The organism is Actinoallomurus vinaceus (assembly GCF_039542055.1).
GTDB lineage: Bacteria > Actinomycetota > Actinomycetes > Streptosporangiales > Streptosporangiaceae > Actinoallomurus > Actinoallomurus vinaceus.
This window is the reverse complement of sequence record NZ_BAABHK010000001.1, coordinates 457,554-483,782: the sequence shown is the minus strand read 5'-3', so window position 1 is coordinate 483,782 and position 26,229 is coordinate 457,554. Positions and strand designations below refer to the sequence as shown.

General features: G+C 67.8%; 17 protein-coding genes. 6 read left to right on the top strand and 11 right to left on the bottom strand.

Translation table 11 applies throughout. The features are described 5' to 3' along the window. Positions 1-52 precede the first annotated feature (52 nt). Positions 53-850 carry a maleylpyruvate isomerase N-terminal domain-containing protein gene (locus ABEA24_RS02000; RefSeq protein WP_345428710.1) on the top strand — a complete coding sequence of 266 codons (798 nt, stop codon included), beginning with the start codon at positions 53-55 and terminating at the stop codon, positions 848-850. A gap of 116 nt (positions 851-966) precedes the next feature. On the opposite strand, the gene ABEA24_RS01995 is transcribed toward ABEA24_RS02000, so the two are convergent. The 5 genes from ABEA24_RS01995 to ABEA24_RS01975 form a co-directional block, all read right to left on the bottom strand. Further along, the gene (locus ABEA24_RS01995; protein WP_345428708.1) at positions 967-1,116 is read right to left on the bottom strand and encodes a hypothetical protein; all 150 of its coding nucleotides are present in this window, start codon (positions 1,114-1,116) and stop codon (positions 967-969) included. After that, positions 1,113-2,684, bottom strand: coding sequence for a substrate-binding domain-containing protein (locus tag ABEA24_RS01990; RefSeq protein WP_345429601.1), 1,572 nt, complete (start codon positions 2,682-2,684; stop codon positions 1,113-1,115). The genes ABEA24_RS01995 and ABEA24_RS01990 overlap by 4 nt, the downstream gene beginning before the upstream one ends. 489 nt (positions 2,685-3,173) lie before the next feature. Beyond that, on the bottom strand, positions 3,174-4,439 hold the full coding sequence (locus tag ABEA24_RS01985; RefSeq protein WP_345428706.1) for an RNA polymerase sigma factor: 1,266 nt from the start codon (positions 4,437-4,439) through the stop codon (positions 3,174-3,176). 162 nt (positions 4,440-4,601) lie between these two features. Continuing rightward, positions 4,602-9,521, bottom strand: coding sequence for a hypothetical protein (locus ABEA24_RS01980; RefSeq protein WP_345428704.1), 4,920 nt, complete (start codon positions 9,519-9,521; stop codon positions 4,602-4,604). 132 nt (positions 9,522-9,653) lie between these two features. Then, on the bottom strand, positions 9,654-10,112 hold the full coding sequence (locus tag ABEA24_RS01975; RefSeq protein ID WP_345428702.1) for a cupin domain-containing protein: 459 nt from the start codon (positions 10,110-10,112) through the stop codon (positions 9,654-9,656). A 451-nt stretch (positions 10,113-10,563) separates the two neighbouring features. On the opposite strand from ABEA24_RS01975, the gene ABEA24_RS01970 reads away from it, so the two are divergent. From ABEA24_RS01970 to ABEA24_RS01960, 3 genes are all read left to right on the top strand, one after another. Continuing rightward, positions 10,564-10,956 carry a peptidase inhibitor family I36 protein gene (locus ABEA24_RS01970; protein WP_345428700.1) on the top strand — a complete coding sequence of 131 codons (393 nt, stop codon included), beginning with the start codon at positions 10,564-10,566 and terminating at the stop codon, positions 10,954-10,956. A 95-nt stretch (positions 10,957-11,051) separates the two neighbouring features. Beyond that, positions 11,052-11,876 carry an RICIN domain-containing protein gene (locus ABEA24_RS01965; protein WP_345428698.1) on the top strand — a complete coding sequence of 275 codons (825 nt, stop codon included), beginning with the start codon at positions 11,052-11,054 and terminating at the stop codon, positions 11,874-11,876. 326 nt (positions 11,877-12,202) lie between these two features. Further along, on the top strand, positions 12,203-14,728 hold the full coding sequence (locus ABEA24_RS01960; RefSeq protein WP_345428696.1) for a hypothetical protein: 2,526 nt from the start codon (positions 12,203-12,205) through the stop codon (positions 14,726-14,728). A gap of 112 nt (positions 14,729-14,840) precedes the next feature. Here the strand turns inward: ABEA24_RS01960 and ABEA24_RS01955 are convergent, their stop codons facing one another. Next, complete coding sequence (locus tag ABEA24_RS01955) at positions 14,841-15,167, bottom strand: DUF397 domain-containing protein (protein ID WP_345428694.1); 327 nt, start codon at positions 15,165-15,167, stop codon at positions 14,841-14,843. 54 nt (positions 15,168-15,221) lie between these two features. Between ABEA24_RS01955 and ABEA24_RS01950 the strand changes: the two genes are divergently transcribed. Then, the gene (locus ABEA24_RS01950; protein WP_345428692.1) at positions 15,222-15,461 is read left to right on the top strand and encodes a DUF397 domain-containing protein; all 240 of its coding nucleotides are present in this window, start codon (positions 15,222-15,224) and stop codon (positions 15,459-15,461) included. Positions 15,462-15,511: 50 nt separating this feature from the next. On the opposite strand, the gene eccCa is transcribed toward ABEA24_RS01950, so the two are convergent. From eccCa to ABEA24_RS01925, 5 genes are read right to left on the bottom strand one after another with little or no spacing between them, the layout of a single operon-like run. Next, the gene (gene eccCa / locus ABEA24_RS01945) at positions 15,512-19,588 is read right to left on the bottom strand and encodes a type VII secretion protein EccCa (RefSeq protein WP_345428690.1); all 4,077 of its coding nucleotides are present in this window, start codon (positions 19,586-19,588) and stop codon (positions 15,512-15,514) included. Further along, positions 19,585-22,263 carry a right-handed parallel beta-helix repeat-containing protein gene (locus ABEA24_RS01940; RefSeq protein ID WP_345428687.1) on the bottom strand — a complete coding sequence of 893 codons (2,679 nt, stop codon included), beginning with the start codon at positions 22,261-22,263 and terminating at the stop codon, positions 19,585-19,587. Before ABEA24_RS01940 ends, eccCa begins: the two co-directional genes overlap by 4 nt. Position 22,264: 1 nt before the next feature. Continuing rightward, positions 22,265-23,611, bottom strand: a complete 1,347-nt coding sequence (gene eccD / locus ABEA24_RS01935; protein ID WP_345428685.1) for a type VII secretion integral membrane protein EccD — start codon at positions 23,609-23,611, stop codon at positions 22,265-22,267. Positions 23,612-23,654: 43 nt separating this feature from the next. Next, the gene (locus ABEA24_RS01930) at positions 23,655-23,972 is read right to left on the bottom strand and encodes a WXG100 family type VII secretion target (RefSeq protein ID WP_345428683.1); all 318 of its coding nucleotides are present in this window, start codon (positions 23,970-23,972) and stop codon (positions 23,655-23,657) included. A gap of 20 nt (positions 23,973-23,992) precedes the next feature. Next, on the bottom strand, positions 23,993-24,370 hold the full coding sequence (locus ABEA24_RS01925; RefSeq protein WP_345428680.1) for a WXG100 family type VII secretion target: 378 nt from the start codon (positions 24,368-24,370) through the stop codon (positions 23,993-23,995). Positions 24,371-24,730: 360 nt separating this feature from the next. Between ABEA24_RS01925 and ABEA24_RS01920 the strand changes: the two genes are divergently transcribed. Then, complete coding sequence (locus ABEA24_RS01920; protein WP_345428678.1) at positions 24,731-26,197, top strand: hypothetical protein; 1,467 nt, start codon at positions 24,731-24,733, stop codon at positions 26,195-26,197. Positions 26,198-26,229 lie beyond the last annotated feature (32 nt).

Below are 26,229 nucleotides of genomic sequence, written 5' to 3'. Positions count from 1 at the left end.
GCGTGCTGGTGCATCACGCGTTGCCCTCGAAATCAGCACCCAGGAGGAAACGATGACGCAAGCCGGATTGGATGCCGCACGCCTCAGTGTCGACAACCTCGAGAAGATCATCCCCCTGGTGAGCGCCGAGCAGTGGGAGGCGCCGTCGGCCTGCGACGGCTGGCGCGTGATCGACGTCGTCGCCCACCTGGCGGCGCTCGCGACGGAGGCGGTCGCCCCTCCCAAGCCTGACCCCTCCTGGCCGAAGAACCGCGAGCGCTACCACGACCTTCGCGTCGACGAACGCCGCGGCTGGAGCCACGCCGAAGTCCTCGCCGAATGGCACCGCAGTGCTCCCTTGCAGCTCAAGCTGCTCGAAGCCGGCCAGGACAAGGAGATCGCCGACGATCCGATCGAGGTGACCGGGCTCGGCACCTATCCTCGGCATCTCCTGGCGAACACGATGGCCTTCAACGTCTTCTGCCATCTCCGCAACGACATGCTGGCCCCGGACGGGCCCCTGCCCTTCACACTGCCGGAACCGACCGCCCGCGAAGTCGGCCCTGCCGTCGAGTTCATGATCGCCGGCATCCCCCAGATGCAGGGACCCGAGCTCACCGCCACCGTCACCGAGCCGCTCGTCCTCGACCTCACCGGCCCGGGGGCGTCGACCGTCACGGTGATGCCGACGCGGCCGGGCGAGGGCAGAATGACGATCAGGCCCGGCGCCCACGGCACGACGCGGATCAGCAGCACAGCGCTCGATTTCATCAAGTGGGGCACCACCCGCAAGCCTTGGCGGGACTACTGCTCGGTCGCCGGCGATGCCGCCGCCGCGGCACGATTCCTCGACGTTCTCAACATCGTTTGACGCCGTTCCACAGTTCCCGCGCCCGGCCGGGCGCGGGAACTGCCACCTACCGGCCCTACTGCCCCGCCCGAACCGATCATTCGGGTGCCGAGCGGGGGTAGTTCACGATGGCGAGATCAACGTGCTCCCTCACCGATGTCGGGCGCGACCATGATCCATCCATCGTCCGTCATGGCCAGTTCCTTAAAACCGAACCGTTGCCAGGCGCTCTTGATCTTCTCTGCGATCTGACCGCCGTTATCAGCCGTGGCCGCGGAGAGCGTCACTTACTTATTCGTTCCGCGATGATGTTCAGCAGAATCCGCTGGACGTCCTGGGGATTAAGGGCGTGGAAGGCGGCACCGTTGGTCGTAGCGGCGATCTTTTGCAGGGTCGCCATATCGACACCGGGGCCGAAGCCGATGGAAATGACCGGGGCCGGTCTGGCCGGGTCGTCCTCCCGCTCGAGGGTGTTGAGCAGCCCAGTGAGGGTGATGCCGTCGTGGTCGTCGTTCCTGCCGTCCGTCAAGAGCAGGACGTTGTTGTAGTACCCCGGCTTGTAGGTGCTCCGGAGCGACCGGACCGCGGCGAGCACTGAGCCGTACAGTCCGGTGTCGCCATCCGGCTTGGGCCGTACCTGGTCCAGGGCGAGGGTGATGGCCTGGCGGCGGCTGGTCGATCCGACCCGGGCCGGCAACGGCCCGATCGGTACTTGCACGCGATAGGCCCGCTTCCCGTCCAGGTTCGTGGCGAAGGTCCACAGACCCACATCGGTGTCGTCGGGCAGCGTCGCGAGCGCGCCCTGCCCGATCTTGACGGTCGCCTGCATACGGGTCACGTTCCCGGCGACCGGTTGCAGCATCGATCCGGACACGTCGAGCAGGGCCAGTACGCGCGTGCGCAGCGACAACTGGTTCCACTTCGCGATGGCGTCGGTCACCACGGTGGCTGAAGATCGCGGGAACGCGCGGGGAATCCGCGGGCTCAGCCCGCTGGCGGCGGTGAAGCCGTCACCGGCATGCCCATCGGGATCGCGAAAGCCCAGCGCCTGAACGGCGGTCCGGGCCGGTGCGCTGCGCATGGCCTGTTCCAGGAAGCGGGCGGCCCGGCTCCTCGCGCCGTCCTCGGTGGTCGGTACGAACGGGTAGTCCAGGCTTATCTCGCCCTCGCTCGGGTAAAGCGCCTCGACCTGAACGGGCGGAGCCGTGCGACTGTACGCCCACAGAGACTGTTCTGGGACGATCAGCACAGGGTCCTTGCCCTTCGTGCCGCGCCCTAGTGCGGCGAGCAGCGCTTCGGGTGTCGGGGAGACGGTGCTGCGCAGGTTCTGGGCGAGCCGGGTGAACGCCGACGCCGCGTCCGGTGCGCGCTGAAGCGACATCTGCGCCATGACGAGCGCGGCCATGCCGGCGGACTGGCCGACCGGGTCGAGGATCCGCAGGTTGACTCCCTTCATCCCGCCGGCGTCGGCCTTCGCGGTACCGATGGGCTCTACCGATGCTCTCAGCAGCGCTTCCCAGGTCGGCTTGATGTCCTCGCGGCTGAGCCAGGCGGCGAACGAGCGCGTCGTCCCGGCGACGACCGGAGTATGGGCCACCGAAACCGGTGTCCCGTCGGCCGCGATCCGCACGCCTGCCGTACCGCGCACCAGCGCCAGCCAGAGGGAAGAGTCGGGAATCCACACGTCGGGGATGGTCTCTCCCGGCATCGACCCCCGGCCGGACAGCACCAGCGCCATGCCGGCCGGACCGGCCGCCCTCACTTTGGCCTGTACACACCGGCCGTCGACCATGTGCCGCTGCCGGGCGAAGACGGTCGCGACGTCCTGAACCGCCGGAGCCAGCTCGGGCGCCACGGCCACGTCGAGCACGAGACGATCACCGCACCCGCGCAGGCCCGCCGGCGCATATGTCCCCGCTCCCACCAGAACGACCAGCACGCCGACGACAGCACCCAGACCGATCAACCACGCACGACGCCCCGATGCGGCCCGCTGGCTACGCCTCCTACCCCTACGACGCCGTTCACTCACTTTTGCCCCCGATTGCCCCTTTTGCACTGTTTGGGAGCGAAACTCTAACGCGCTTAAACCAACGCGGAGACAACCATTCGATGAAGGAATGCCGCGACTTGCGACCTGACCTTGTCATTCAAGAGATTGGCACGTCTTTTCTAGCCGAGCATGGCCACCCTCGAAAGACTTCCGAACCAATGAAGCACGAGTCGATCATCCAGCCACTGCAGGAATTCACTTTTCAGTATTTGGTCACTGTGCTGGACGGGGTACCTTAGCGGCTTCTCCACTGATAGGGCCGTGGTTTGCCGGAGCTTGCGGTCGGCACTGTCATCGCCGGTGGCTCGGGGTGGGTGTCGGGGATCCGGAGTCCTTGCCAGTGGGGGTAGGGCTCGGGGTGGGGGGCGGAGGAGTCGGCGTCTTCGAGTGGTGGGCCGGCGGGTTCGGGAGAACCGGCGGGGACGGAGGGAACGGCGAATCCGAGAAAAGCGCTGACGGGCTCGGCTGGCCCCCGGTCGAGTCGTCGGGCGGAAACGAAAGGCCCGGATCCGTCGACGGTACGGTGGACGGTACGGCGACCGGTGGCGCGGACGGCGGCATTCGAGGCGGTGGGGTGGCCCGGACCGAGGGACCGGCGGTGCGCTTCCGGTGATGGGAGAGGCCCGTTCCTTTGTCGCCGGACGAGCCCTCCGAGGAATGGTCCGACCGCACGGCCATGACGCCCATTGCCACGAGCACCAGAGCCGCCAGAGCCGCGGCCTGGAGCAGGCCCTCGATACGGCGGCCGCGGAACTCTTTCCGTCGCTCGGCGCGGCCGGCGCGAGAGGCCGGCGTCTCATCGCTCTCCGCCGGCTCCGCGCTGGTGGCCGCGTCGTCCTCCGGCGTCGGCGTGGCGTCCGGGTCCGGCGAGGCCTTCGGGAAAGCGTGAGCCGGCTCGTCGTCGGTCTCGGACGGTGGGTCCGGCACGACCGGCATCCCGTCGGCGTCGAAGATCAGTGTCTCATCGGGCGTGCCCTCCACCGCCGCGCACGCGGCGAGCACCCGCTCCGACTGGTCCTCCGACGGCTCGCACCGTCGTCTTATCAGCCGGCGCAGCGTGTCCTCGTCGAATGAGGTGAGCACGACCGGGTCATGCGCCTCCTGGCCGTGACCCACGGAGAGGGCGTGCTCCAGTCTCCGCCGCGAGCCCTGGATGAGAGTGGCGGCCGTGTCCGGTGCCATGTTCAGGATCCAGGCGATCTCCTCCGGCACCAAGGAGATGGCCAGGGCGAGGACATCGCGGTCCTCGGGCTCCAGACCGGCCAGCGCCCGCCACATCGGATCCGACATCGGCGTGGTCGCGGGCTTGCGGACGAAGGCGCCGTGCCGCACGCATTCGGCGCGGGCCACCGCGTGCAGCCACACCGGCAGCGTGTCCTCGTCCGCCGGCACCGAATCCGGGTTACGCGCTACTGCGACGAAGGCATCGCGCACGGCCTCCGCTGCTCTGTCACCGAGCATGACGTGGCAGTAGATCTGCAAAGATCCGGCGTGCTCGTCATAGAGCGCGGCGTAAGCCCCCGGGGCCCCTGCCCGCAGATCCTCGGTAAGAGACACCGGTTCCTCCACCGCCGTATCACTGATTGTGCGCGATGGCTCGGGGCCCGCTGCTAGCCGACGACGAGCCCCACACCCCAGCCCATGGGCCTTTGACCTCTGCCTTCGCGCCCGCCCGACTGGACCTCCCTATCCTCTCGGGCCATCGGATGGGCCCGGTCGTCACAGCGGCAGGCGCTGATAGACGACGGCGACGGATACGCAAGCCATGTTGCCGTCTTCGTCCTCCAGGCAGAACGTGGCGTTGCGCCAGGGGCTGCCGACTTCCCGAGCTTCGGGTTCGACAAGTTCGAAACCGTCCCTGCTCCATTTGTTGTTGTTGGAGATCTGCGGTTGGTCGGCGTCGAGGGGCAGCTTCGGTAGCCCGAGAAGGCCGACCGGCGCGATGTCGTGCGACACGGGCCGACTCGGGACGAGCGCTGCCCAGTGGGGCTGGTCCACGCTGCCGGTGGGAGCGAGGGTGATCGACCGACCGCCTCCGTCCGCACGGATCTCACCCTCACGCTCGACGATGTTCAACTCGACACCGAGGTACGGGCCGATCAGGTGCTGGGCGATCTGGTCGGTGTTTCGGGCCACGGGGTCGGTGAGGGCACTGATGATCGCTTCGTGGCTCTGGCCGATCTGCCCTCGGGCGTCCCTGCCCAGTACGTCCGGCCGCTCCCGTAGCGACCTGGCCAGTCCTTCGCGCAGCTGGGACGGAGTGTCGACGAAGGTGCCGCGGTCGATCAGGACGCCGCCGCCCATTGCCGCCAGGACCGCACTGTAGATGGAGTCGGCCCCCGCCTCGGTGGGCTGGACCTTCAGTTCTCTCGTGCCGGCGATGTTCTGCTGATGGCCACTGAGCGTAGCCAGCTGACCTGTCGATGGCCCGGCGGTGATCCGGATCGTCTTGTCCACGCCGACGGGGGGCAACGTCTTGCCCGCCTTGCCTACGAGCGCCGACCAGAGCGGCGTTGTCGCGCTGCGGGGATTGGTGCGGGCCAGAACGAGATCGCCCGCCTGAGGGTCGCCCGCGGGCTCGTACGCGAGGACACTCCCATCACGCTCGAGGATCGCCAGTCTGACACCGGCGGCTTCGGCCAGCAGGGGCGGTGCCAGCAACCGGACCGCCTCTTCCCAATGCCCTGGCTGAGCGATGGCCCTTTCGATGTACTGGGCCGCCATTCCGGTCTCAAAATGCTCGACCATCCGGCGGTGCACGGCCGCGCTGTCAAACTCCGCCGCGGCGCGCAGGAACTCCTCAAGGACGCGTTCTCCACCGGCGAACCCGTACCCGGCCGGGACCAATGGCCACTTGCTCAGCTCAGCGGCATTCGTACGGACCCATTCGGCCAGCGCCGTACGCAGGACCGCCGGATCGGTGATCTCCTTGCCGCCGACGGTGAGCCGTCCACCGGCCGCCTTGATCGTCGCCTCGAAGAAGGCGTTGTCTCCCTGTCGGGGTTCGTCGAACTGCCGCTCGTGAACCAGCGCCCATTCGCGCTGCCTTTCGCTCGTCCATGGCCCATCGACGGCCGGGGCCTGATGGAACGACCCGGGCGCGAAGATGTCGTCGCTGTCCCAGCCGACGGCCGAGACGAACGGTCCGACCAGCTCGTTGACGGGCATCACGTGCCCGTCCTCGCCGACGACCAGTGCCAACCCGGCCGAGCTCATGGACTCACTCGCCCGCGGCGAGGGAGCCATCACGCTGCCCGCAGGGTTCGCCGGGCTGAACTCCACCAGCCGCCGCCCACTGGTGGTGTCCGCCACGACCCACGTACGCCCGCCGCTGACGAACAGTGCGGTGCTGCCCGCCGGGATCGCGCCGATCAGTTCCCGAAGCGAGGGAGCGACCACCCACTGGTCGGCTAGTATCCCGGCCTCCGGCCAGTCCTCGCCCGTGGCGGCCGCGTCCCCTGTTCGGCCGGCCGTCGGCGCCGGGCGGATCCCGCCCCGCTCCTCGAAGAGCCGCGAAATCAGCCGGACCGCGGACCCCAGGTTCAAACCGGCCGCGACCGCGTCACCGCCACCTCGCGGAGAAGACCCGGCGCTCACATCAACGGCGGGGCCCAGTCCGCGTACCGCGCTCTCGAAGTCGGCGACCGTCAAGGAAACGCCCGACGAGGACACCGACGAGCCGGCCCCGTCGGCCAGCCAGCTATTGCGGGCGTCGTGCAACGACTTCAGAACAGGGTCGGCCGGACCGACCGACCCTGCCTTCGCCAGTGCGGCTCTCTGCTCATCGGCCGCCAGGCCAAGGCCGACCAGTACCGGATCGGACCGGTTGGAAGCGCTGAGAGGCGAACCCACCGCGAACCGGCTCTCCACCCACGGCAACGCCGCCCATTGCCGGGTCCCATCCTTCGCGTCGTGCAGGTGGGCGACATACAGCGGCCTGCCATTTCCGTACCGACTGACCTCACCAGTGGTCTCGATCACCCGTACGGCCGAGCCAAGCCGGTTCATGAAGTACGGCGCTATTTGCTCGGCGAGCTCGGGCCAGCTGCCCGGATCGGCGATGGACGCCTTGATGTCATCCAGCGCCTGGCCGCTCTCGATCCGCTCACTGATGCGCGCGTCCAACGCGTGGACATCGTTTTCGGCACCCGCCTGCGGTCCTGATTGTTCGCGCTGTTTGTACAACTCGGCGTAGATCGTGTAGACGACCAGCCAGCCGTCCGGGTTTCCGTTCTTCTCCTGATCAATCCGCTCCACGAGACGGCCTCGCAGCTCCGTCACCTTCTCGACGGGCACCTGCCCGGCGCCGAACTCGCCCGTGGCCGCCAGCACGGCATTGAAGAAGGCGTCGGCGCCCTTGTGGACCTTGACGACCTGCCGGTCATGACGCAACGCCGATCGCCATTGCGCTGCGGTCATCCCCTCCGGTTCCCGGCCTGTCGGCATCACCGGCCCGCTCGTGGCGGGCCCGTAAACCGGAACGTACGTACTACTCCGCCCTCCCGCGACGTCGGCCGGGCTGGTAACGGCACCCCGCACGTGCGGTGCCCGGACCGGTGCCAGCCCCGTCCAGGAACGCGCCCCGTCACCAGTAAGGCGTGCCACGGTGAGCCCGGGCTCTTCACCCGGGGACAGCGGCTGAGCGTCCGTCTCCAGGACACGTGCATTGAAGTAACGCTGCCCGAGAAGCCGCAACAGCCCATCGGTCAGACCATGGTCGCGCCCCTTGGAGAGCCCAGCGATGATCTCTTGCCATGCCTCGCCGTTGTCCAGCCTCTGGCGAGCCGCCTGCACTTCGGCCGCCGCGTCATCGCCGGCGCCTCGCTTCGCCGCCTGAACGTACTCCGCCGCGAATTTGTCCCAGAAGACGCCGTCGAGCGAGCTCTCCGTCTGCATGCGGTTTGCCAGTTTGGTCCGCAACGCCGGTCCATCACCGAAGCTTTCGCCGAGCCCGGCACCGCGGCCGGCCGCTGCCAACGCGCCGAAGAAATCACTGCCGCCCTGGTCCCCGACGAACACCATCCCGTGGTCGGCGGCCCATTTCACCTGTCCGCCGGACAACCCGCCCAGCGCCTGGCCCTCCGCCCTCGACGGCACGCCGACCCATCGCGGCGTTCCGTCCGGACCCACACTCTGGGCGACCACCAACGCAGGACCGGATCCGTAGGAGCTCATCCGCCCGTCGGCATGCAGCACCAGCAGACTCTTTCCGGAGTACTCGCTGAGCATCACAGGGGCGAGCGCACTCTCCAGCGCGTCCCAGTGGCCCTGCGATTGGAAGCTGGCCACCATCTGTCCCCACGCCACGCCGGTGTTGATCTGCTCCTCGATCAGCGTCGCGACCTCATCGTCGAGGTTTTCGGCCTGCCCTGCGCTCGCCACCATCTCGCTGGCAGCCTGGCGGAACGCATCCTTCGCCAGCTGCCAGCTTTGCCCGTCCAGCTGCTTAGCGCCCATACCCTGGGCCACGAACTGGCGGAGTTCTCCGGCATCGCTGATGACCCGGCGGCCACCGGAGGTGTCGTCAACAGGGAGACGGCCATCGGACGCGGCCAGAAACGCCTCGTACAGCGACGTGGTCTCTGTCGTGCCCGGCTCCGAGTCCCACGAACGCACCAACCGCGCGTGCCCCCAGCCGATACCCGCAGGCAGGCCACCCAGGCTGAACTCTGACCGGCCGCCGACAGGATCCGAGGGGGTGGTGACGGTCTCTTCACGGGTCGGGTGCGCGACCTGCGGCTCAGAAGCGACCGGAGCCGGCTCTTCATGGGTCGGGTGCGCGACCGGCGGTTCAGAAGCGACCGGAGCCGGCCGGTCGGTGACCGCGGACGATGCCGCTGGGGGACTGTCGAGGAACGCAGCTGGGACAGCATCGCCCCGGCCACGCCTAGAGCGCTGAGATACGGAACTGCCGGCCGTCGTCGCCTGCGGTGAGCCCGCTCTGCGGGGCACCGAGATCGCGCCCTCCTGCGGAACAGACGCCTCCGCCGGAGCCGCGCCGGCCGCGCTGGATGTGTCACGATTTGTAGCCGACGACGTCCGCCGCGCGCCCATGGATGAAGACTCCGGCGCGTCCGTGTCACGATCTGCAGCCGACGGCGTCCGCCGCCCGCCCGTGGCGGAGGACTCCGGCGCGCCGCCGTCAAGGCCCCCGCCCCGTGGCAGACCGGCACCCAAGCGCTCGATGGTGTCGTCGGCATGCGCTTCATTATCATGAAAGTCGTGAAGGTCCAAAGCGACGACCGCGGTCACGCGGTAGGCTTCAGACCGATTGCTCACCGACAAGGCGCGAGCGTCTGGGGCGATGTCCACAGGGAACCTGATTCCGTGCCGCTGCTTCATCCTTTGCATGGCCTGACGGAACCAATACGTCGCCTCGGACCGAGCGACGCGCATCCACTCCTGGAAGTTCTCCAGCGATCCATAATCCTCAGCGGTCCACACGCCGGCCTCTCGCCTGGCCGGTGCCGAAGCGCCGCGGCCGCGGGTGGCGGCAGAGAGCGGCCGGAGCGTGCCCGGGACGATCTGGCCGGCCACTACTAGGGCCTCAGCTTCGGTCGCCGCGAGGCATGCCACATCGCTATAACTCGACTTGTGCCACGCGATTGACATGCTGCCCCATCCCGCTTCCGTATCCACGATAAACGTCAGAAGCGAGCCTAGCGAAAGGCGTCAGTAAATGCGATCCGCGTCACCACGGAGCTTCTGGCGCGACAATTCTTTAAGCTGGCACCAGGATTCTATCAACTACATCACCCCGGCCTTCTCCGTCTATTTCGCGGCGCGCATCCGACGCCAGGGAAGTCCCTCGTCGCCCGGCAGGCCGTTGGTCTGGAAGCGTGCGTTGAGTTCCTCGAGCTGTTCGCGGGTGGCATCCGGGCCGAGCCGCCCCATCTCCAGGAACATCTCCTCGTTGCCCGCCGGGGAGGACACAAAGAGCATGAGGCCGCCGGTCCGTGTCGTGAAAGTGTGCTGACTGCCCTTCGGCACCACGACGGTCGTTCCCGCGCCGCCGGAGAATGTGGCGTCGCCGACCCGGAAGTCGTACTCGCCGTCCAGCACATAGGCGATCTTCATAAAGCCGTGGTGCGCGTGCGGCGGGTTCTCCTCGATCACATCGTGGGCGAAGACGAACGCACCGAGCGCCTGGTCGACCTCGGCCCCCCTCACCAGTACCTCCAACCAGTGCGGTCCACCGAGATCAACCCGCTTTCCCTCGCCGGGTCGCACCGCCCAGCCGTCCTCGCCCCACGTTCCCATAATCCACCCTTCTACAGCCAGGAGGCGCCGCCTACCTGGGCAAACGAGACGCTGGGCGCGAAAGCTACCACATTGTCTGGTTCGGATCGGCCAAACCCCCGCGACGCCGAGTGCGCGACACGAGGGTGCGGATTACCGCACCGGGTAAGCGCATACTTCACCGTGGCCGAGAGGACATGAACGCAGATAAGATCCGTTGGCGCCCAGGTTCCTTGATATGGCACCCACGTTCTGTCTTTCAAGGGCGCAGATCATGAGAAGATCGGTATTGGGCCATGGACGGATTCCGTCGTTGGAGGATCCCATAACGCGCTGTCATACTGCGCCACTCACTCTGTCACCACGCGAGTGAGATCGGGAAAAACAGTGCCCTCATTCACCACGGCTGGGAGGAAACATCAAGAAGAAAAGCGCGATCAGGATGGCCGTCGCGGCCGTTGCCCTCTGCGCGGGTTCAGCCGTTTCGGTCATGCCCGCTCAGGCTGCCGGTGGCTACACAGGTTGCCAGGCTAATTCCGTCTGCCTTTACCAGAACGCCGCCGGCATGGGCGCCGTCCTGAACATCTCGATCTCTTCGCTCAAGACGTCGGGATGGGTCAATCTCACCAACCGGACTATGAGCAACGGCTGGAGCGCCAACGACCAGGTGTCGTCCATCTGGGTCAACTCCTCCTCCGCTGCCTGCGTAAACCTCGCGACAGACATCAACGGCGGCGGCAGCCACTGGTACTGGGGCAGTGGGAAGGGCGGAAGACTCGACCAGGTCCCGTACAACGACCAGTTCTCCTCCGTGAAGTACATGTCCTGCACCTGACCTGACATCACCCCGCATCACATCCGCTCGACCGTTGCCGCGGGCGGGTACCCGATACAGCGTCCGCGTACGTACCCACCTTGAGGGAACCCAGCGTGTCCGAACCAACACCTGAACAGCCAGAGGAGCCGAAAGGCCGCGATCTGACACGCGCCTTCCGTGCGGTCGTACGGCCACCTGGCGAGAAGAAGAGCCTGTCCAGCTATCTCGTGACGATCGGCATGACGGTCGTGCTGGCCGGTGCCGTGGCACTGGGCGTGGGCGCCATCGTCTTCCGCCCGCATGCCAAGGCGAAGCCGGTGGCCGCCGCGGACAAGCAGCGATCCAAATCGTTGCGTCCGTCCGGCTCGCCGCGCATCTTGTACCAGCGGCCCCCGGCGGCCCCCGGCGCCAACCAACCCCCGGCCGCCGCGCCCCTCGGGAAAAACCCCAATGGAGCCAAGGGCGACCGCGCCCACGGCGGAGATCCTGCCGTGGCAAACGCGAGTCCCGGGTCGGGTGGCGGACCGGCGCAGAGGCAGGCGAATGTGATGGCCACGGTCGCCACTCACTCGATCGTCGGCTACGCCTCGCACCGTTGTCTGGATGTCTCCGGCGGGCACACCGTGAACGGCACCCCTGTGCAGATCTGGAACTGCCGTAGCGATCTGAGGCAGCAGCAGTGGTCGTTCGTGAACGGCACGCTCCGATCGATGGGGATGTGCATGACCGCGGCCCGCTCGTCCGCCGGCACGCCTCTGCAGGTCCAGTCGTGTAACGGCAGCTCCGCGCAGTTGTTCAGGCTCACCAGCGCCAACGACATCGTGCACAGCGGCACCAACCTATGCGTCGACGTCAAGAACAAGTGGACGGGCGCCGGCGCCCCTCTGCAGATCTGGACGTGCAACGGGCACCCGAATCAGAAGTGGCGCCTGGCCTGACGCCAAGAAGATGTGGTCCCTTCCTCCCGGAGGAAGGGACCACTTTTTCATGCCGTCCAGCATCCGCAGAGCCAGCGCGGTCTCGCCTCCCCATCGTCCGCAAACTCGCCGGGGCCCACGGCGGCACCGCGACGGCCACCTCCGAACCCGGCCGGGGCTCCACCTTCATCCTGAGCCTGCCGGCCTGAAACCCGTGCCTGGCACCTGCTCGGAGATGGCGCGCTCGTTCTCGCGTCGAGAAGCCCGTCCGCGGGATCGTTGATGTATTTGTTCACGTCTGGACGGGTGAGTGTCCGTTCGATGGCTCAACAGGATTTCGAGAGGCTATGTCGGTTCAGGATGACGCGCAGGTAAAGGCCGAAGAGGCGATGTGGCTCACGTCGCGACACAGCGCGGAGGCGCCTGGGGCCGCGTGTGTACAGGCAAGCGCGGGAACCCTGAGCGACGGGGTCTTCACGCCGGACAGACCCCGCCCGCGAGGGCAGAGCAGACAGCCCCGCAGCGCTTCCACCGCCTCGCCCGCCCCGGCAAGCCTGGCCAAGGCCGACAAAGAAGCGCTGGCAGCGTTCGTGACATGGGCAGGGAAGCGAACCGCCGATGATCCAGCTCAGAAACCTGTCGGCGAAGCGATCAAACTACTGGACGACGTCGGGCTCCCCCCTGGCCTCGACTCGCCCAGGGACTGGACACTCGAATCCTGGAAGAAAGCGCCTCACGCCTGGCAGGCGGTCGCGGTCATCGCTGAGCACCTACGAAACGGCGGCAATAGAGAAGAGGCAAGGACGATCGCCTCACGGCTGAGCGTCGGCCACCCTAAAAGAGGGATCCTGCGTGGAGGTGCATCGCCAGGCGAATCTTTGCCACAGGCGAACGACGCCAGCACCAGCCAATTGAATGCCCCGGATTACGTGCTTGACCAGGGAAGGATCAGCCGGAACCGGAGGCTAGCGAACCGGAACGCCCCCAGGGCCGACACCACCATCCAGGAAGAGGCAGCAAGCTCGGCAAGGCCGACCCTGCCCGCCGTCCCGGAATCAGCGCAAGCCAGCGGAGGCCGAGCTGGGAACACGACACACGATGGTCCCACCTCGTCCGTGGAACCAGGACGTCCTACCCTATTCCGGCACTCTCCAGGACGAAGCCGGGGAATAAAGTTTTTCAAATCAACTTCACCAGAATATAAACTGGAGGTAGCAAGAACAAAAGGCTGGTGGAACGATGGCAAATTCAACAAGCTACTCAAGGAACTGAACAGCGAGAACCCCCAAAAGGAGCACATCTCCCCCGATGAATTGGCGGGGTATCTTCTGCGATTCGATCGGATTCCCGACATCACCACGCTGGCCACAACATGGGACCTGAACGCGACGTTCATTTATCGACTCAGCGTGAGACTGAAGGTTGCTCCCGAGCATTTCGGCGCGGTAAAAACGTTCCTGAGGTCAACATATCACGATTACTCTCAAGCGGAGTCAGCGAGTGCGCGGTCCCAAATCGTGGAAACAGTCGCGAGCACTATTTCCGGTGCTCTCCAGAACGCCGCCGACAATATCCTTGAAGAATCCAACTCGGGCCCGAATTCACTCCGGCACCTAATGTCGATTGCCCACTACGCCAAGATCGACATCGACATCGCCGCCGATGCCGATCGGCGCAACCGATGGCAGTTGACGGTGAACCCAAGTATCTTGATGCGTTTTATCGGAGAGCATGTCGCGAATGACCCTTCCGACAATCCTTCCGTCTCAAACCTTATCAATATGAGTCCGGAAGGAATCGAGAGGGCCGCCGACGATTGGCGTAATGCAATTGCGACGAATGCGGCGAATAAGCTACTGACCGCCGCATTTCGCAGCGTTGCTCCCCGCCAGCCGATACCGGCTTCAGCGGTCAAGAGCGTCGCCGATATCATACTAAAGAATGGCGATATTTATCGCGACACCTCAGCTATGCAAAAGGGTAGAGCGAGGGCCGAACTCGAGGCTGAGAACTGGCACAAAAAACGGAATGAGGCAAAGACGGTTTGGCAGGAGATTGTGGCGAAAAGCCTACTGGAGCGTTTGCGAGACGAGCGCCAAGGAGGCGCTAGACCCAACGCCGCCAACATTCCCCGAAAAATGGTAAAAGATCTCGCCAAGGTAATACGAAGGCCCGAGCATCTCGCCGCCATAGAGAGAAAGTCGGATCCCGTCAAGGCTGTTATCTCGTCGCCAGACCTGAACATGGTCTTGGCTACTGCCGAATCTCTCGTCGATCAACTGCTTCCGCAAGGTCGTGGATCTCAGCCGGGCCCCACCCAACACCGTGCCGCCCATCCACAATCCAGGCAAACACGAGAATCCGCCGGTTCGCAACCTAGAACGGCGCCCGACACGAAAGAACCGGTGGATAGAGCTTGGCTGGAATATAACGCGGAACTACTATTGGAGCATTTGCGAGACGAGCGCAAAAGAGATGCTGGACTCGGTGACGCCCAGATCACCCGTGAGATGGTAGCCCGCCTCAACGAGGTAGTGCAGGGGCCCGAATACTTCCCCCTTCTACGGGACAAGGCGAGTATCGTCGAGGCCGTCACCGCGCCCGACGCGTCGGATGAGCTACAGTTCGTCTACGCTATTGCCAAATCTATCGTCGATGAGCTGTTTACGCAGGGTCGTGGATCTCGATCGCGCCCGCTGCCGACACCACCAGGGCAGGCGACAGCTTCACGGCCGCTGCCGGCACCACCAGCGCCGGCGACACATTCGGCGAACGTGGAGCTCGGCAATGACGGCCTCCTGTATACAAAGTCGAGCGCCAGCCTCAGCGACCATTGCGTCAGCGTTGCCGTGATCCAGCGGTGGCCCAGGTGAGCGGCGACCGACGACGCGAATTCGACAAGAAGCGCGGCTTTTAACAGTAAGGAAGCACCGCCTGAACGTGCCGTATATTTCGGCGCCTCGCGCGCCGGAGTTCACGGGTACTTCAGGTCCTGGATTGCCCGCCGGCCGGATAACCTGGACGGCCGGTCCAGGGAAAGGCGGCGGCCTGGCCGCCATCGGACTCGTCGTCGGACGCGTCGGACTCGTCGGGCTCAATGGCCAGGTCGTCGAACTCGCCGTCCTTAACCCCGAGGATGAACGCCTCCCACTCGTTCGGGGTGTAATACAGCGCGACGCCGTCGGGGTCGTCCGCATCCCGCAAAACCACCATGAGGTCTTCGTGTTTATGCTCGACAGGCACATCCTCACCGTCGACGAACAGCACTTCCGCCAACTCGATTATCCCAGCCACGGGTTCCTCTTTCTTCACTTGGTTGAGGCATAATGCATTCAGTACGACGTCTTACCGTAAAGGGGTGAGCCAGTGACGGAAGTACCAGGTGAGTACGAGCGAGTGGTCGCGGTCCGCGACAGCAAGGACCCCGATGGCCCGAAACTGTTCTTCCGGCCGAGCGCGTGGATCGCCCTGCTCGCTCGGATCAAGGCCGGAGAACTGGAGCTGCCGGCGGAGTTCCGGAAGGGACTGGACGAACGCTTCACCCGTCCAGTCCAACCGCCAGTCGAACCGACTCGTCGCCGAAGGCGCGGTGTAGGTCCCACCTGACGGCCGGGGAGTGGTGGCCGCACGAAGCGGCGTCAGGACCGTCGCCGCGGCTACCACTCCTGCTCCTCCTCATCTAGTACGGTCTGCACGACCTGCGTCGCCCGGCCGCGGCGGAGCAGCACGCCACGGCCGGGCGGGCGCTGGGCGGCGCGCTGGTCACCGAGCAGGACGCCTTCCCGAGGGTCGCCGGACAGCACGAGTCCGGGGGAGCCGAGCTCACGTAGCCTGCTGACCAGCGGATCGGTCATCAACATCCGCGACGCGCCGCCGACGCGGCGTGCCAGCACCAGGTGGAAGCCGAGCTCCCGAGCCTGGGTGAGGTAGTCGGCCAGTGGAGCCAGCGGCCCGCGGGACGTGCCGGCGACCAGGTCGTAGTCGTCGACGACGAGGTAGAGTTCGGGCCCGGTCCACCAGTTGCGTTCCCGCAGGTCCTGCCCTGTGACGTCCGGCGGAGGCAGGCGGTCGCGGAGCTTTTCCGCCAACTGCTCGACGTAGGCCACGGCGTACTCCGCGTCTCCCGCCTGTGCGCCGATGTACGGAACGGGGACGGCGTCGAGCAGGCCGCGCCGGTAGTCGATGACCACGAAGCGCACGTCCTCGGGCTCCTGTCGTTCCGTCAGACCGCGCATCCAGGCACGCAGGAAGGACGTCTTCCCGGAGCCGGAGTCCCCGAACACGAGGAAGTGCGGATCCGCACCGCAAAGGTCCAGCCCCACCGGCGCCAGATCGAGCTCGCGGAGTCCGATCGGGACCTCACTCACAGGCGGCCGGCGCAGCGCGCCGGGGGCCTGGGCCGCTTCGGCGTGCCGTGCGGCACTTAGGTCGGCGGGTGACACGCGCTTGGGCAGGACGCGCAGATGGGGTGCGGGTTCGCCCGGCCAGCAGGCCGCGATCTCCTCGATGACCGCTTCCTGGGCCTTGCCGAGGCCGTCGGTGGTCTGCGACCCGTCCATCCGCGGCAGCGCCGCGTGGTAGACCAGTCCCGGCGAGGCGACGCCGCGCCCCGGCGTGACCGTACGCAGCAGCCGGGCCGCCTGCCGGTTCACCTCGGACTCGGCGGGCTCGTTCAGCCGCAGCTCGATGCGACCGCGGATGTTGTCGCGCAGACTGATCCGGATCTCCGCCCAGCGGTTCGCGCTGACGACCAGGTGCACGCCGACGCCCAGACCCCGTGAGGAGATGTCGACGACCGTCGCCTCGGCGCTCTCACTCACCTCGCGCACGGCGCCCCAGTTGTCGATCACCAGCACGACGTCGGCCGCGTCCACGCCCTCGGGCAACTCGCCCTCGTCGCGCAGCCGGCGGAAGTCGTTCGCCGAGGCGATGCCGAGCTCTTCGAAGAGGCGCTCGCGGGCGCCGACGAGCTGGTGCACCTCCGACAGCGCGCGGCTGGCGCGTTCGGGATCGTGGCGGCCCGCGACGCCGCTCACGTGCGGCGCGTCCTGCAGGCTCAGCAGCGCACCTCCGCCGTGGTCGACGCAGTAGAACCGCAACTCCTCCGGAGTGTGGGTGAGCATCGCGGCCAGAAGCGTGGTGCGCAGGAGGGTGCTCTTGCCGGCCTGTGGCGCGCCGACCAGTGCGAGGTGGCCGTGGGCGCCCGCCAGGTCCATGACCAGCGGGTACTGAGTCTGCTCGACCGGCAGGTCCACCACGCCGATCGGGAAGTTCAGCTGCCCCTGAGGCCACATCGTCGCCTGGAGCCCGTGGGCGGGGTCGTCGACGTCGATGCCTCCCAGCACCGAGTCGAGCGTGATGTGGGCTGGTAGCGGCGGCAGCCAGACCTGGTGCACCGGCGATCCGTACCGGCGCACCTGCTCGACGGCGACCTGCATCTCGGTGCGTTCACCCACCGCGGCCCGTGGCGACGGCGACACAGGAGTCTCCAGAGACGCCTCGTCCCGTCCCTGATGCGGAGTGCGGAACGCGAACGGCGCTGGGGGGACCCTCTCGGGCGTGGCTAGTTCCCGTTCGGCCGGCTCCTGGTAGGGGGCCGAGACGTGGGCGACGCGGAACCGCTCGTAGACGGACTCGTCGACCTTGAGGTAGGCCGAGCCGGGGATGGCCGGCAGGCGGTAGGCGTCGGGGGTGCCGATGACGGCGCGGCTCTCGGCGGCGCTGAAGGTGCGCAGGCAGATCCGGTACGACAGGTGGGACTCCAGGCCGCGCAGGCGGCCTTCCTCCAGCCTTTGGGTGGCCAGCAGCAGGTGCATGCCGAGGCTGCGTCCGACGCGGCCGATCTGGACGAACAGGTCGATGAAGTCGGGGCGCTGGGACAGCAGCTCGCCGAACTCGTCCACCACGATGAGCAGGTACGGCAGGGGTTCGAGCGGCTTGCCGTTGACGTCGGTGCCGCCGGCGGCCTGGCGGAGCTGGTAGTCGCTCAGGGAGTCGACGTTCCCGGCGTCGCGCAGCATCCGCTGGCGGCGCTGCTGCTCGCCCTGGAGCGCGGCCCGCATGCGGTCCACCAGCGCCAGGTCGTCGGCGAGGTTGGTGATCAGGCCCGCCACGTGGGGCAGCTCGGTGACGCCGGCGAAGGTCGCGCCGCCCTTGAAGTCGACCAGCACGAAGCTCAGCAGCTCCGGGGAGTGCTGCATCGTCAGCGCGGTGACCAGCGTGCGCAGCAGCTCACTCTTGCCCGACCCGGTCGCGCCCACCACCAGCCCGTGCGGGCCGATGCCGCCTTGAGAAGACTCCTTCAGGTCCAGTGCCAGGTCCTCGCCCTCGCCGGTCACCCCGATCGGAATCCGCAACAACATCTCGTCGTCGGGCGCCCGCCAGCGCGTCCGGGGATCGAATCTGGCCAGGTCCGGCACGCCGAGCATGTCGGGTAGTGAGATCGTCCGCGACAGCACCTGCTCGCGCTCGCCCGACAGGCGCAGCGGCGCGAGGCGGCGGGCGATCTGCTCGCACAAGGCCGGGTCCATGCGGTCCGCCACCGCGTCCTCGACAGAGCTGTGCAGGGCCGAGACACGACTCGTCAGCTCCAGCCCGCCCGCGCCGTCCAGGCGTGCGCGCACGCCGACTCGCTCTGGCTCCTCCTTCTCCCGCTGGACCAGGCAGACCACCGTGACGCCGGTCTCCGGGCCGGCCTCGCCGATCAGGCGCTGGACCAGCGGCGTCCGCGCCCACGCCTCGTCCGGCCGGTACCCGTCGAACACGACCACGAGCCGGTGGCGGGGTCCGGTGTCGCGCAGGGAACTGAGCCGGGTCGCGCGTTCCGCCCGCTGGTTCTGAAGCTTGGTGAGGTGGTCGTCGAGGTAGTCGGCGAGCCCGTCGAGGTCCTCCGCGACCAGCGGCACCACCCCGGCCTCGGCCCCGCGCGCGTCCGGGTCGTGGGTGTGCGGCAGCCACTTGGCCCACTCCCAGCCGGGTGCGCCGTTCGCGCACACCGCCACCGTCACGTCGTCCGGCGCGTGCAACACCGCGAGTTGCGTGAGGAGGGCACGTGCCGCCGCCTGCGTCGCCTCCTCCGCACCCAGCAGGCTCACCACACCGGACCGCGCGAGATCCACCCAGGCCGGCTGCCGGCCCACGGTCGCGTTGGCGGCGACGACCCTGTCGGCCGCGCGCTGGGACTGCTTGTCGTACTCGGCCATCGGATCGCTGCGCCCGCTCTGACGGATCTGCAACGCGTGCGGGCCACGCCCCACGCCGAGCCGCAGTTTCAGGAAGTCCTCGTCCGTCGGCCGCCGCTCCCACACCCGCCGGCGGCCGACCGCGATCGCGAACAGCCGCTCCGGACTCGGGTGGGCGAACGCGCCCGCCACCCGCTGGGCACTCGCGACGGCGCGCGCCTGCCGCCGGATGTCGGCGAGATGCTCGTCGAACCGTTCACGCTGGCGGTCGCGGGTGCGGCGGTTCGCGTTGCGGAACTGCACGCGGACCGCCACTGTCACCCCGACCGACACGATGACGAACGAGATGCCCAGGACGACCAGCCAGGGCTTGCCGTACGTCACCATGTAGGCCGCCATGCTGACGCTGCTCAGCAGCGGCAGCAGGAGGTAGAGCCAGTTCGAGGCGTTGTTGTTCTGCGGCTTCTGTGGCGGCGCCCCCAGGCTGACTCTCTCTTCGGGGACCGCCGGCGGCATCGTACGCGCAGACCGGTGAAAGGCAATCCTGCTCATGCGGCCCCTTGCGGCAGGTCTTCGGGGAGCACCTCGGTGAGGTCCTGTTTGCTGAGGGCGGTCAGCCCCGCCACGCGCTGCGCCTGCCTTTCGGTCATCCGCTGGAAGACCTGCCGGGCGGTGCGGCCGTTCCCGAACCGCCCGCCCCGCGGGTAGGCCGCGAAGTAGTCCAGCAGGCGTTCACGCGTGTCGTCGGCCAGCCGGTAGTCGTGCTGCTCGGCGTGGTGTTCCACGATGCTGACGAGCTCCTCGGAAAGGTAGTCCTCGAATGTGAGGGTCCTGGTGAAACGTGAGGCCAGGCCGGGGTTGGAGTCGATGAACCGTTCCATGTCGCCCGGATAGCCGGCGGCGATCACGACGACCTCGTCGCGGTGGTCCTCCATCAGCTTGACCAGCGTGGAGACCGCCTCCTGCCCGAAGTCGGTGCTCTGCCCATGCGGGACCAGGGCATAGGCCTCGTCGATGAACAGCACGCCGCCGAGCGCGCGGCGGAAGATCGCCTGGGTCTTGGGCGCGGTGTGCCCGACGTACTCTCCGACCAGGTCGCCGCGGTCGGCCTCGACCAGATGGCCGCGTTCCAGCAGCCCCAGCGCGGCGAGGATCCGCCCGTACAGGCGGGCCACCGTGGTCTTTCCCGTACCCGGGTTCCCGGCGAAGACCAGGTGCCGCGACAGCGGTGGGGGCGAGAGGCCGAGTTCCTCGCGTCGCTTCACCATCTGCATGAGCTGGGCGAGCGCGCTGACCTCCTGCTTGACCCGGTCCAGCCCGACGAGACGGTCGAGCTCGGCCAGCAGGTCTTCCAGGCTCTCCTTCGAGTCCTCCTCCGGCTCGTCCGGGGCCTCGGTCCGCGCGCTCCCGCCCGCCCACTTCGGCGCCCTTTCGCCCTGTGGCATGGAGCTGCCGGCCACCCCGCTGGTCCAGCAGTCCTCGAACACCGGCTCCGCGCCGTCGGCGAGCGTGAGGTCCTCGCCGGTGTCGCGGACCACGCAGCGCCGCAGAGTCGGCGTCGCCTCCTCCCCCACGTAGATCGCCGGGAAGCCCGTCTCGGAGATGTCGCAGTCCTCGAACACCCCGGCGCTTCCCCGCGCGACGTACAGCCCGTTCTTGCCCGTACGCGCGACGGTGACGTTCCGGACCCGCGGCCGGGCACCGGTCCACACGATCAGGCCGCTGCCCTCGGTGTCGGTGATCCGCATGCCCTCGAACCAGGCTTCGCTGCGCTCGTCCAGGAAGGCCCCGGCCGATCCCGTCTTCTCGATACGGCCTCCGGAGATCAGGACGCCGGTGTCCGCTCCGACCTCGATGGCGGTACGGGCGACGGCGGTGAACTCGCAGTCGTCGAGGAGCGGCCGGTGCGTTGTGACGATCTTGGCGCCGACGTCGACGTCGCTGACGTGGCAGCCGCGCAGCAGGGCGTCGCCGCCCTCGACGCTGAACGCCGCCATCTGGATGTGTTCCACGATGACGCGTTCGGCGCGCAGACCGGCCTGCTGACGCACACGCAGGCCGTGCTCGGGCGTCTCGGACACGCGGCAGTCGCGCAGGGTGGCCTGTGTGCTGCCGTCGAGGTGGACGGCGGTGAACGCCGTGCGGGACACCTCACAGTCGGTCAGCGTCAGGGTGCCGGAGCCGCTGCAGTGCACGCCGTTGGCGGCCGTGCGGGTCAGCACCGTACGCCGGGCGTGGACGTCCGCCGAGTCCGCGATGACCAGCGCCGTTCCGGTCCCGTCGACGAGGCGGACGTCCTCGAGATCCATGCGGCAGTTTCCCGAGACGAGCACACCGGTGCCCTTGACCTCGCGGACATGGCAGTCCTTCAGCAAGACGCCGGAGTCGCCGTGGGCGGACACTCCGTCGCCGGTACGGGTGATCTCGCACTGCTCCAGCCGGACCCGGCGCTCCTCCCGCCCGGCGTCGGCGGACCCGTCCCCGTCGGTCGTCTCGTCCTCGCGGGCGCGGTCGCCGGCCCACTGTGCCGAGCCTTCGATTCGTACTCCCGCGGCGCCGGTGTCGCGCAGCCGGCACCGGCGCAGGCGCGGATGTGCGGGGGCCTCGATCGAGACGGCGGCGTCACCGGTCCGGCTGATCTCACAGTCGTCGAACACGCCGCCACCGGTGCCGGCGACGCGCAGGCCGCTGCCCTGCACGTCGTCCACCGTGGTGCGGGCGCAGTCGGCGCGCGCCGCGTCGTCCAGGCGCATGCCGTCGCCGTCCACCGAGCGCACGGTGCAGTCCTCGATCACGGCCCGGGTGGTGCCGGTCAGGTAGACACCGGCGAACACCGCGTCGTGGATGTCGCATCCGCGCAGTACGCATTCGGCGTCCGCCGTGATCTCGACGCGGCCGCGGGCGATCTCGCACCGCTCCAGCACGGGCGCACCGCCCTTGATCAGAACGGCGGTCTCCTTCGGGGAGGCTGCCTCGATCGTGATGTCCCGGATGGTCGCGGCGCATCCGTGCAGCATGAGGGCGGACCGCTGCGGGGCCACGATGCGCACCGTGCCCGGCCCCTTCGCCGCGACGACCGTCACATCCCGGTCGAGGACCACCGACTCCTGGTAGACCCCCGGCTGTACCGACACCGTCGCGCCGTCGTCGGCCGCGCGTACGGCGGCGCCGATCGTACGGTGAGCGCCCCAGCCGTTCGGAGAGACACGCTGCCAGGCCGGTTTCACGTCAGATTCGTCCGCCGAGGTGCGCGAGGTCGCCGAACACCCCGAAGACACCCGCGGCGAGTGGCACGGAGAGCGCGACGAACACGATGCCCAGCGTCCCCAGCCAGGACGGACGCTCCTCCGGGATCTCGGCGGGCGCGCTCCGGCCCGCCAGGCCGCATCCGACGCCGAGGACGGCGGCGCCGAGGCCGCACACGATCAGGGCCACCGGCGTCGAGGCGAGGTGGAGCAGATGGACGGGCGCCCGCAGGGCGACGGCGGCGACACCGGCGAATCCGGCGGCGAGACGGGACATGACGGCCACCGGGACCTCGCTCTCACCGGCCTGGGCCAGCAGGGCGAGGCTGACGCACGCCGCCAGCGCGACGGCGAACGGGTCGCTGGAATCCGCCACGACCAGCAGGCAGGCGGCGACGACCAGCGACAGGATCAGCACCAGTGTGATCAGAGCGCCACGGCCACGCCTCAGGACCACAGCGATCTCCCCCGCCGGGTCGGCCGGCGTGTCCTTCTTCCCGCGTACTGGAGCCAGCGTGGCCAGGCGCCCGGCGACCGCGGGCGCGGCGCTCAGCGCGATGAGCGCGACCACGCCCGTGACCGACGCGGACTCGACGAAAGTCGCGTGCGCCGCAGCGAAAAGGATCGCGACCGGCAACGCGATCGCCGCGACCACCAGCAACAGCAGCGTGGACACGTCCGGCACCGCGAGCGCTGCCGCCAGCGCGCCGATGAGGGCCCCGGCCGTGATCCCGGCACCGGCGGTGTTCACGGAAGCGGGCAGCGCGTAGCCGGCGAGGGCGAACAGCGGGCACGCGGCCATCGCGACCGCCGCCCGCAGCGGCGCGGGCATCGCCCAGTCGCGGCGGGCGGCCGTCCCGCCGAGCAGTGCCACACCGGATCCCATGAGGATGGTGATGATGGTCGCCGGGCTGTTGGGCGAGGTCAGCGTCAGCAGCGCGACGGCACCGACCATCACGGCCAGGCCGATACCGATGGTCGTGAGGACGCGATGACGGGTGTTCCACCGGTCCCACCCGCCGCGGACCTCTTCGGCCAGATCCTCCAGGTCGGTGACGACCGGCTCATCCGTCTCACCGTCGACGACGTCGCGCAGGTACAGCGTCGCACCGTCCACGACCTCTGCCTCGAGCAGCGACACACCCAGCGGGAACGGTCTGGCGCCCGGCAGCGCGAGCGACCACGACGCCGGGAAGGTCTCATCAGTCTCCTGGCCGCACAGCCGTGTCAGCTCAGGCACGTACTCCGCGATCGGAGCGTGGGCCGGCACGGCGAGGTCGACACGGCGCCGCCTGCCGACCACGGTGATCCGGCACCGTTCATCATCCACTTCGGATTCCTCGCATCGGTACTGGCAGGAGGTACGGGCCGGGTCAGTGCTGCCAGGTCTTGATGTTGGACCACTCGGCGTCGGAGTAGTTGCCCCAGTTGACGTTCATCGCGTGGGCGATCTGGCCGAGCACGCCCTCCGGGCCGAACAGGCCCTCGGCGGCGACGTTCCACTCGTGCTGCATGTCCTGGTAGTAGGTGGACGCCATGCTGTTCCACGTGTCCACCAGTGGCGCGAGCTGCGCCTTCAGCCGCGCCAGGTCGTCGGCGCAGGTGCTCGCCTGGCTGTTCAACCACGCTCCGGCGCCTTCAAGGCCCTCGGCGACGAGGATCTTGGAGCCGTCGATGTTCGTGTTCGCCATGAGAAACGTCCTCTCGTTGACTAGGCGAGGTTCGCTGCGCCCATGGTCTGACTTCCGGCGGGAAGGGATGCGTCGAGCGAATGAAGGTTGTTGATGTTGGTCTGCTCGGAGTCGACGTAGTTGACGTAGGTGCCTTGCAAACCGGAGGCGATGTCGGTGAGGCTGTCGTGCAGCATCTTGGCGTAGATGTCGTACTCGGCCATCAGCGTTTGAAAGGTGCTGTACGCGACGCCCTGCCACGACGCTTCCAGGCTGACGACGTACGACTTGATACTTGCCAGGATGCCGTCGATCTCCGTCGCGGTGTTGGTGGTACTCGTCACGGCATTGGACAGATACTCGGGCGTGACCTGGTAGGTCACGCCCCCCACGGTCGTCGTGCCGCCATTCGCAGCCATGGCGTCCGCCTTTCTTCGTAAATATCACGGGTAATGCGGGCGCACTGCAACAGGAACCCACATCGGCCAACACCCCGATGAGACGGGATCACATATGTCTCGACCGGATGCTTCCAGTCGGCGCACGGCGAGGTCTAGGACGCCTGCGCCAGGCCGTTGAACCAGGACGTCCGACGCCCACGTCGCTGGCGCCGTCCTGCAACCTTCGCGGCGGGGACGTTCTCGCCTGCCGTCGATGTTTTCTGGAATAATTAACCCGCAGGTTACACATTTAACCTTGGGGACCCGACGGGCAGGTTCACGCTCCGGGCCGTATACCAAGCACCGTCGTCATGAGAGAAGGAAATGCAAGAGGACACTTTGGATTTTGAGACCGCCGTCTTCGACAAGGAATACATCGCGCTCGGCGGACGCCGGGAGGCCATCGTGCGCGGCGGCCGGCACCTCTTCGACCGACTCCCCGCCGCCCTGGAGGGCGTCGGCCAGATCGGGGTCATCGGGTGGGGACCACAGGGCTCCGCGCAGGCGCAGAACCTGCGCGACTCGCTGAACGGCGCGATCGACGTGGCGGTGGGCCTGCGGGCGGGTTCGCGGTCGTTCGAGGCGGCACGAGAGGCCGGCTTCCGCGAGGAGGACGGCACGCTCGGCGAGATGTTCGACGTCATCGCCGCGTCGGACATGGTCCTGTTGCTGATCTCCGACGCCGCGCAGACCGAGCTGTACGAGAAGATCTTCGCCGCGCTGCGGCCGGGCACCACGCTGGGCCTGTCCCACGGCTTCCTCCTCGGCTACCTCACGGATCGGAACGAGACGTTCCCCGCCGAGATCGACGTCGTGGGCGTCTGCCCGAAGGGCATGGGGGCCTCGGTGCGCGCGCTGTACCTGCAGGGCTCCGAGGTCAACGGCGCGGGGATCAACGCCAGCTTCGCGGTCCACCAGGACGTCACCGGCCGCGCCGTCGACCGCGCCCTGGCCTGGTCTGTGGCGCTCGGCGCGCCGTACACGTTCCAGACCACGCTTCGCTCGGAGTATCTGTCGGACCTGACCGGCGAACGAGCGATCCTGGCGGCCGGTGTGCACGGCGTGGTGGAGAGCCTCTTCCGCCGGTACCAGGGGTACGGAATGAGCGACGAGTCGGCGTTCCGGCTCTCGGCGGAGTCGGTCACCGGCCCGATCTCCAAGACCATCTCCAAGGACGGGCTCCGGGGCCTGTACGAGCGGCTGAGCGAGGACGACAGGGCCGTCTTCGCCCAGGCGTACTCGGCGGCGTACCCGGTCGGCCTCGAGCTGACCCACGAGATCTACGACGAAGTGGAGTCCGGCAACGAGATCCGCAGCGTCGTGCTGGCCGGGAAGCGCCTCGACCGCTTCCCGATGGGCAAGATCGACCAGTCGACGATGTGGCAGGTCGGCCAGAAGGTGCGCGATGACCGGGTGGAGAGCGAGATCCCGCTGAGCCCCTTCACCGCCGGCGTCTTCTGCGGTGTCATGATGGCCCAGGTGGACACCTTCCTGGAGAAGGGACACCCGTACTCGGAGATCGCGAACGAGTCGGTCATCGAGGCCGTGGACTCCCTCAACCCCTACATGCACGCCCGCGGCATCGCGTACCTGGTGGACAACTGCTCGACCACCGCGCGCCTCGGCGCCCGCAAGTGGGCCCCGCGGTTCGACTACCTGCTCACGCAGCAGGCGTATCCCGCGGCCGACCAGGAAGAGGTGGCCATCGACCCGGCGCCGTTCAAGGCGTTCGAGGACCACGTCATCCACGACGTCCTGCGGGTCTGTGCGGAGATGCGCCCTCCGGTGGACATCTTCGTCGAGTAACCCGGCACAGCTTCGGACGCCGGTCCATCCTC

What these genes read in the sequence shown, in the direction of transcription:
- ABEA24_RS01960 (WP_345428696.1), top strand. Translation starts at nt 12,203, where the DNA reads ATGTCGGTTCAGGATGACGCGCAGGTAAAGGCCGAAGAGGCGATGTGG.
- ABEA24_RS01930 (WP_345428683.1), bottom strand. Translation starts at nt 23,972, where the DNA reads ATGGCGAACACGAACATCGACGGCTCCAAGATCCTCGTCGCCGAGGGC.
- ABEA24_RS01925 (WP_345428680.1), bottom strand. Translation starts at nt 24,370, where the DNA reads ATGGCTGCGAATGGCGGCACGACGACCGTGGGGGGCGTGACCTACCAG.
- eccCa (WP_345428690.1), bottom strand. Translation starts at nt 19,588, where the DNA reads ATGAGCAGGATTGCCTTTCACCGGTCTGCGCGTACGATGCCGCCGGCG.
- ABEA24_RS02000 (WP_345428710.1), top strand. Translation starts at nt 53, where the DNA reads ATGACGCAAGCCGGATTGGATGCCGCACGCCTCAGTGTCGACAACCTC.
- ABEA24_RS01970 (WP_345428700.1), top strand. Translation starts at nt 10,564, where the DNA reads ATGGCCGTCGCGGCCGTTGCCCTCTGCGCGGGTTCAGCCGTTTCGGTC.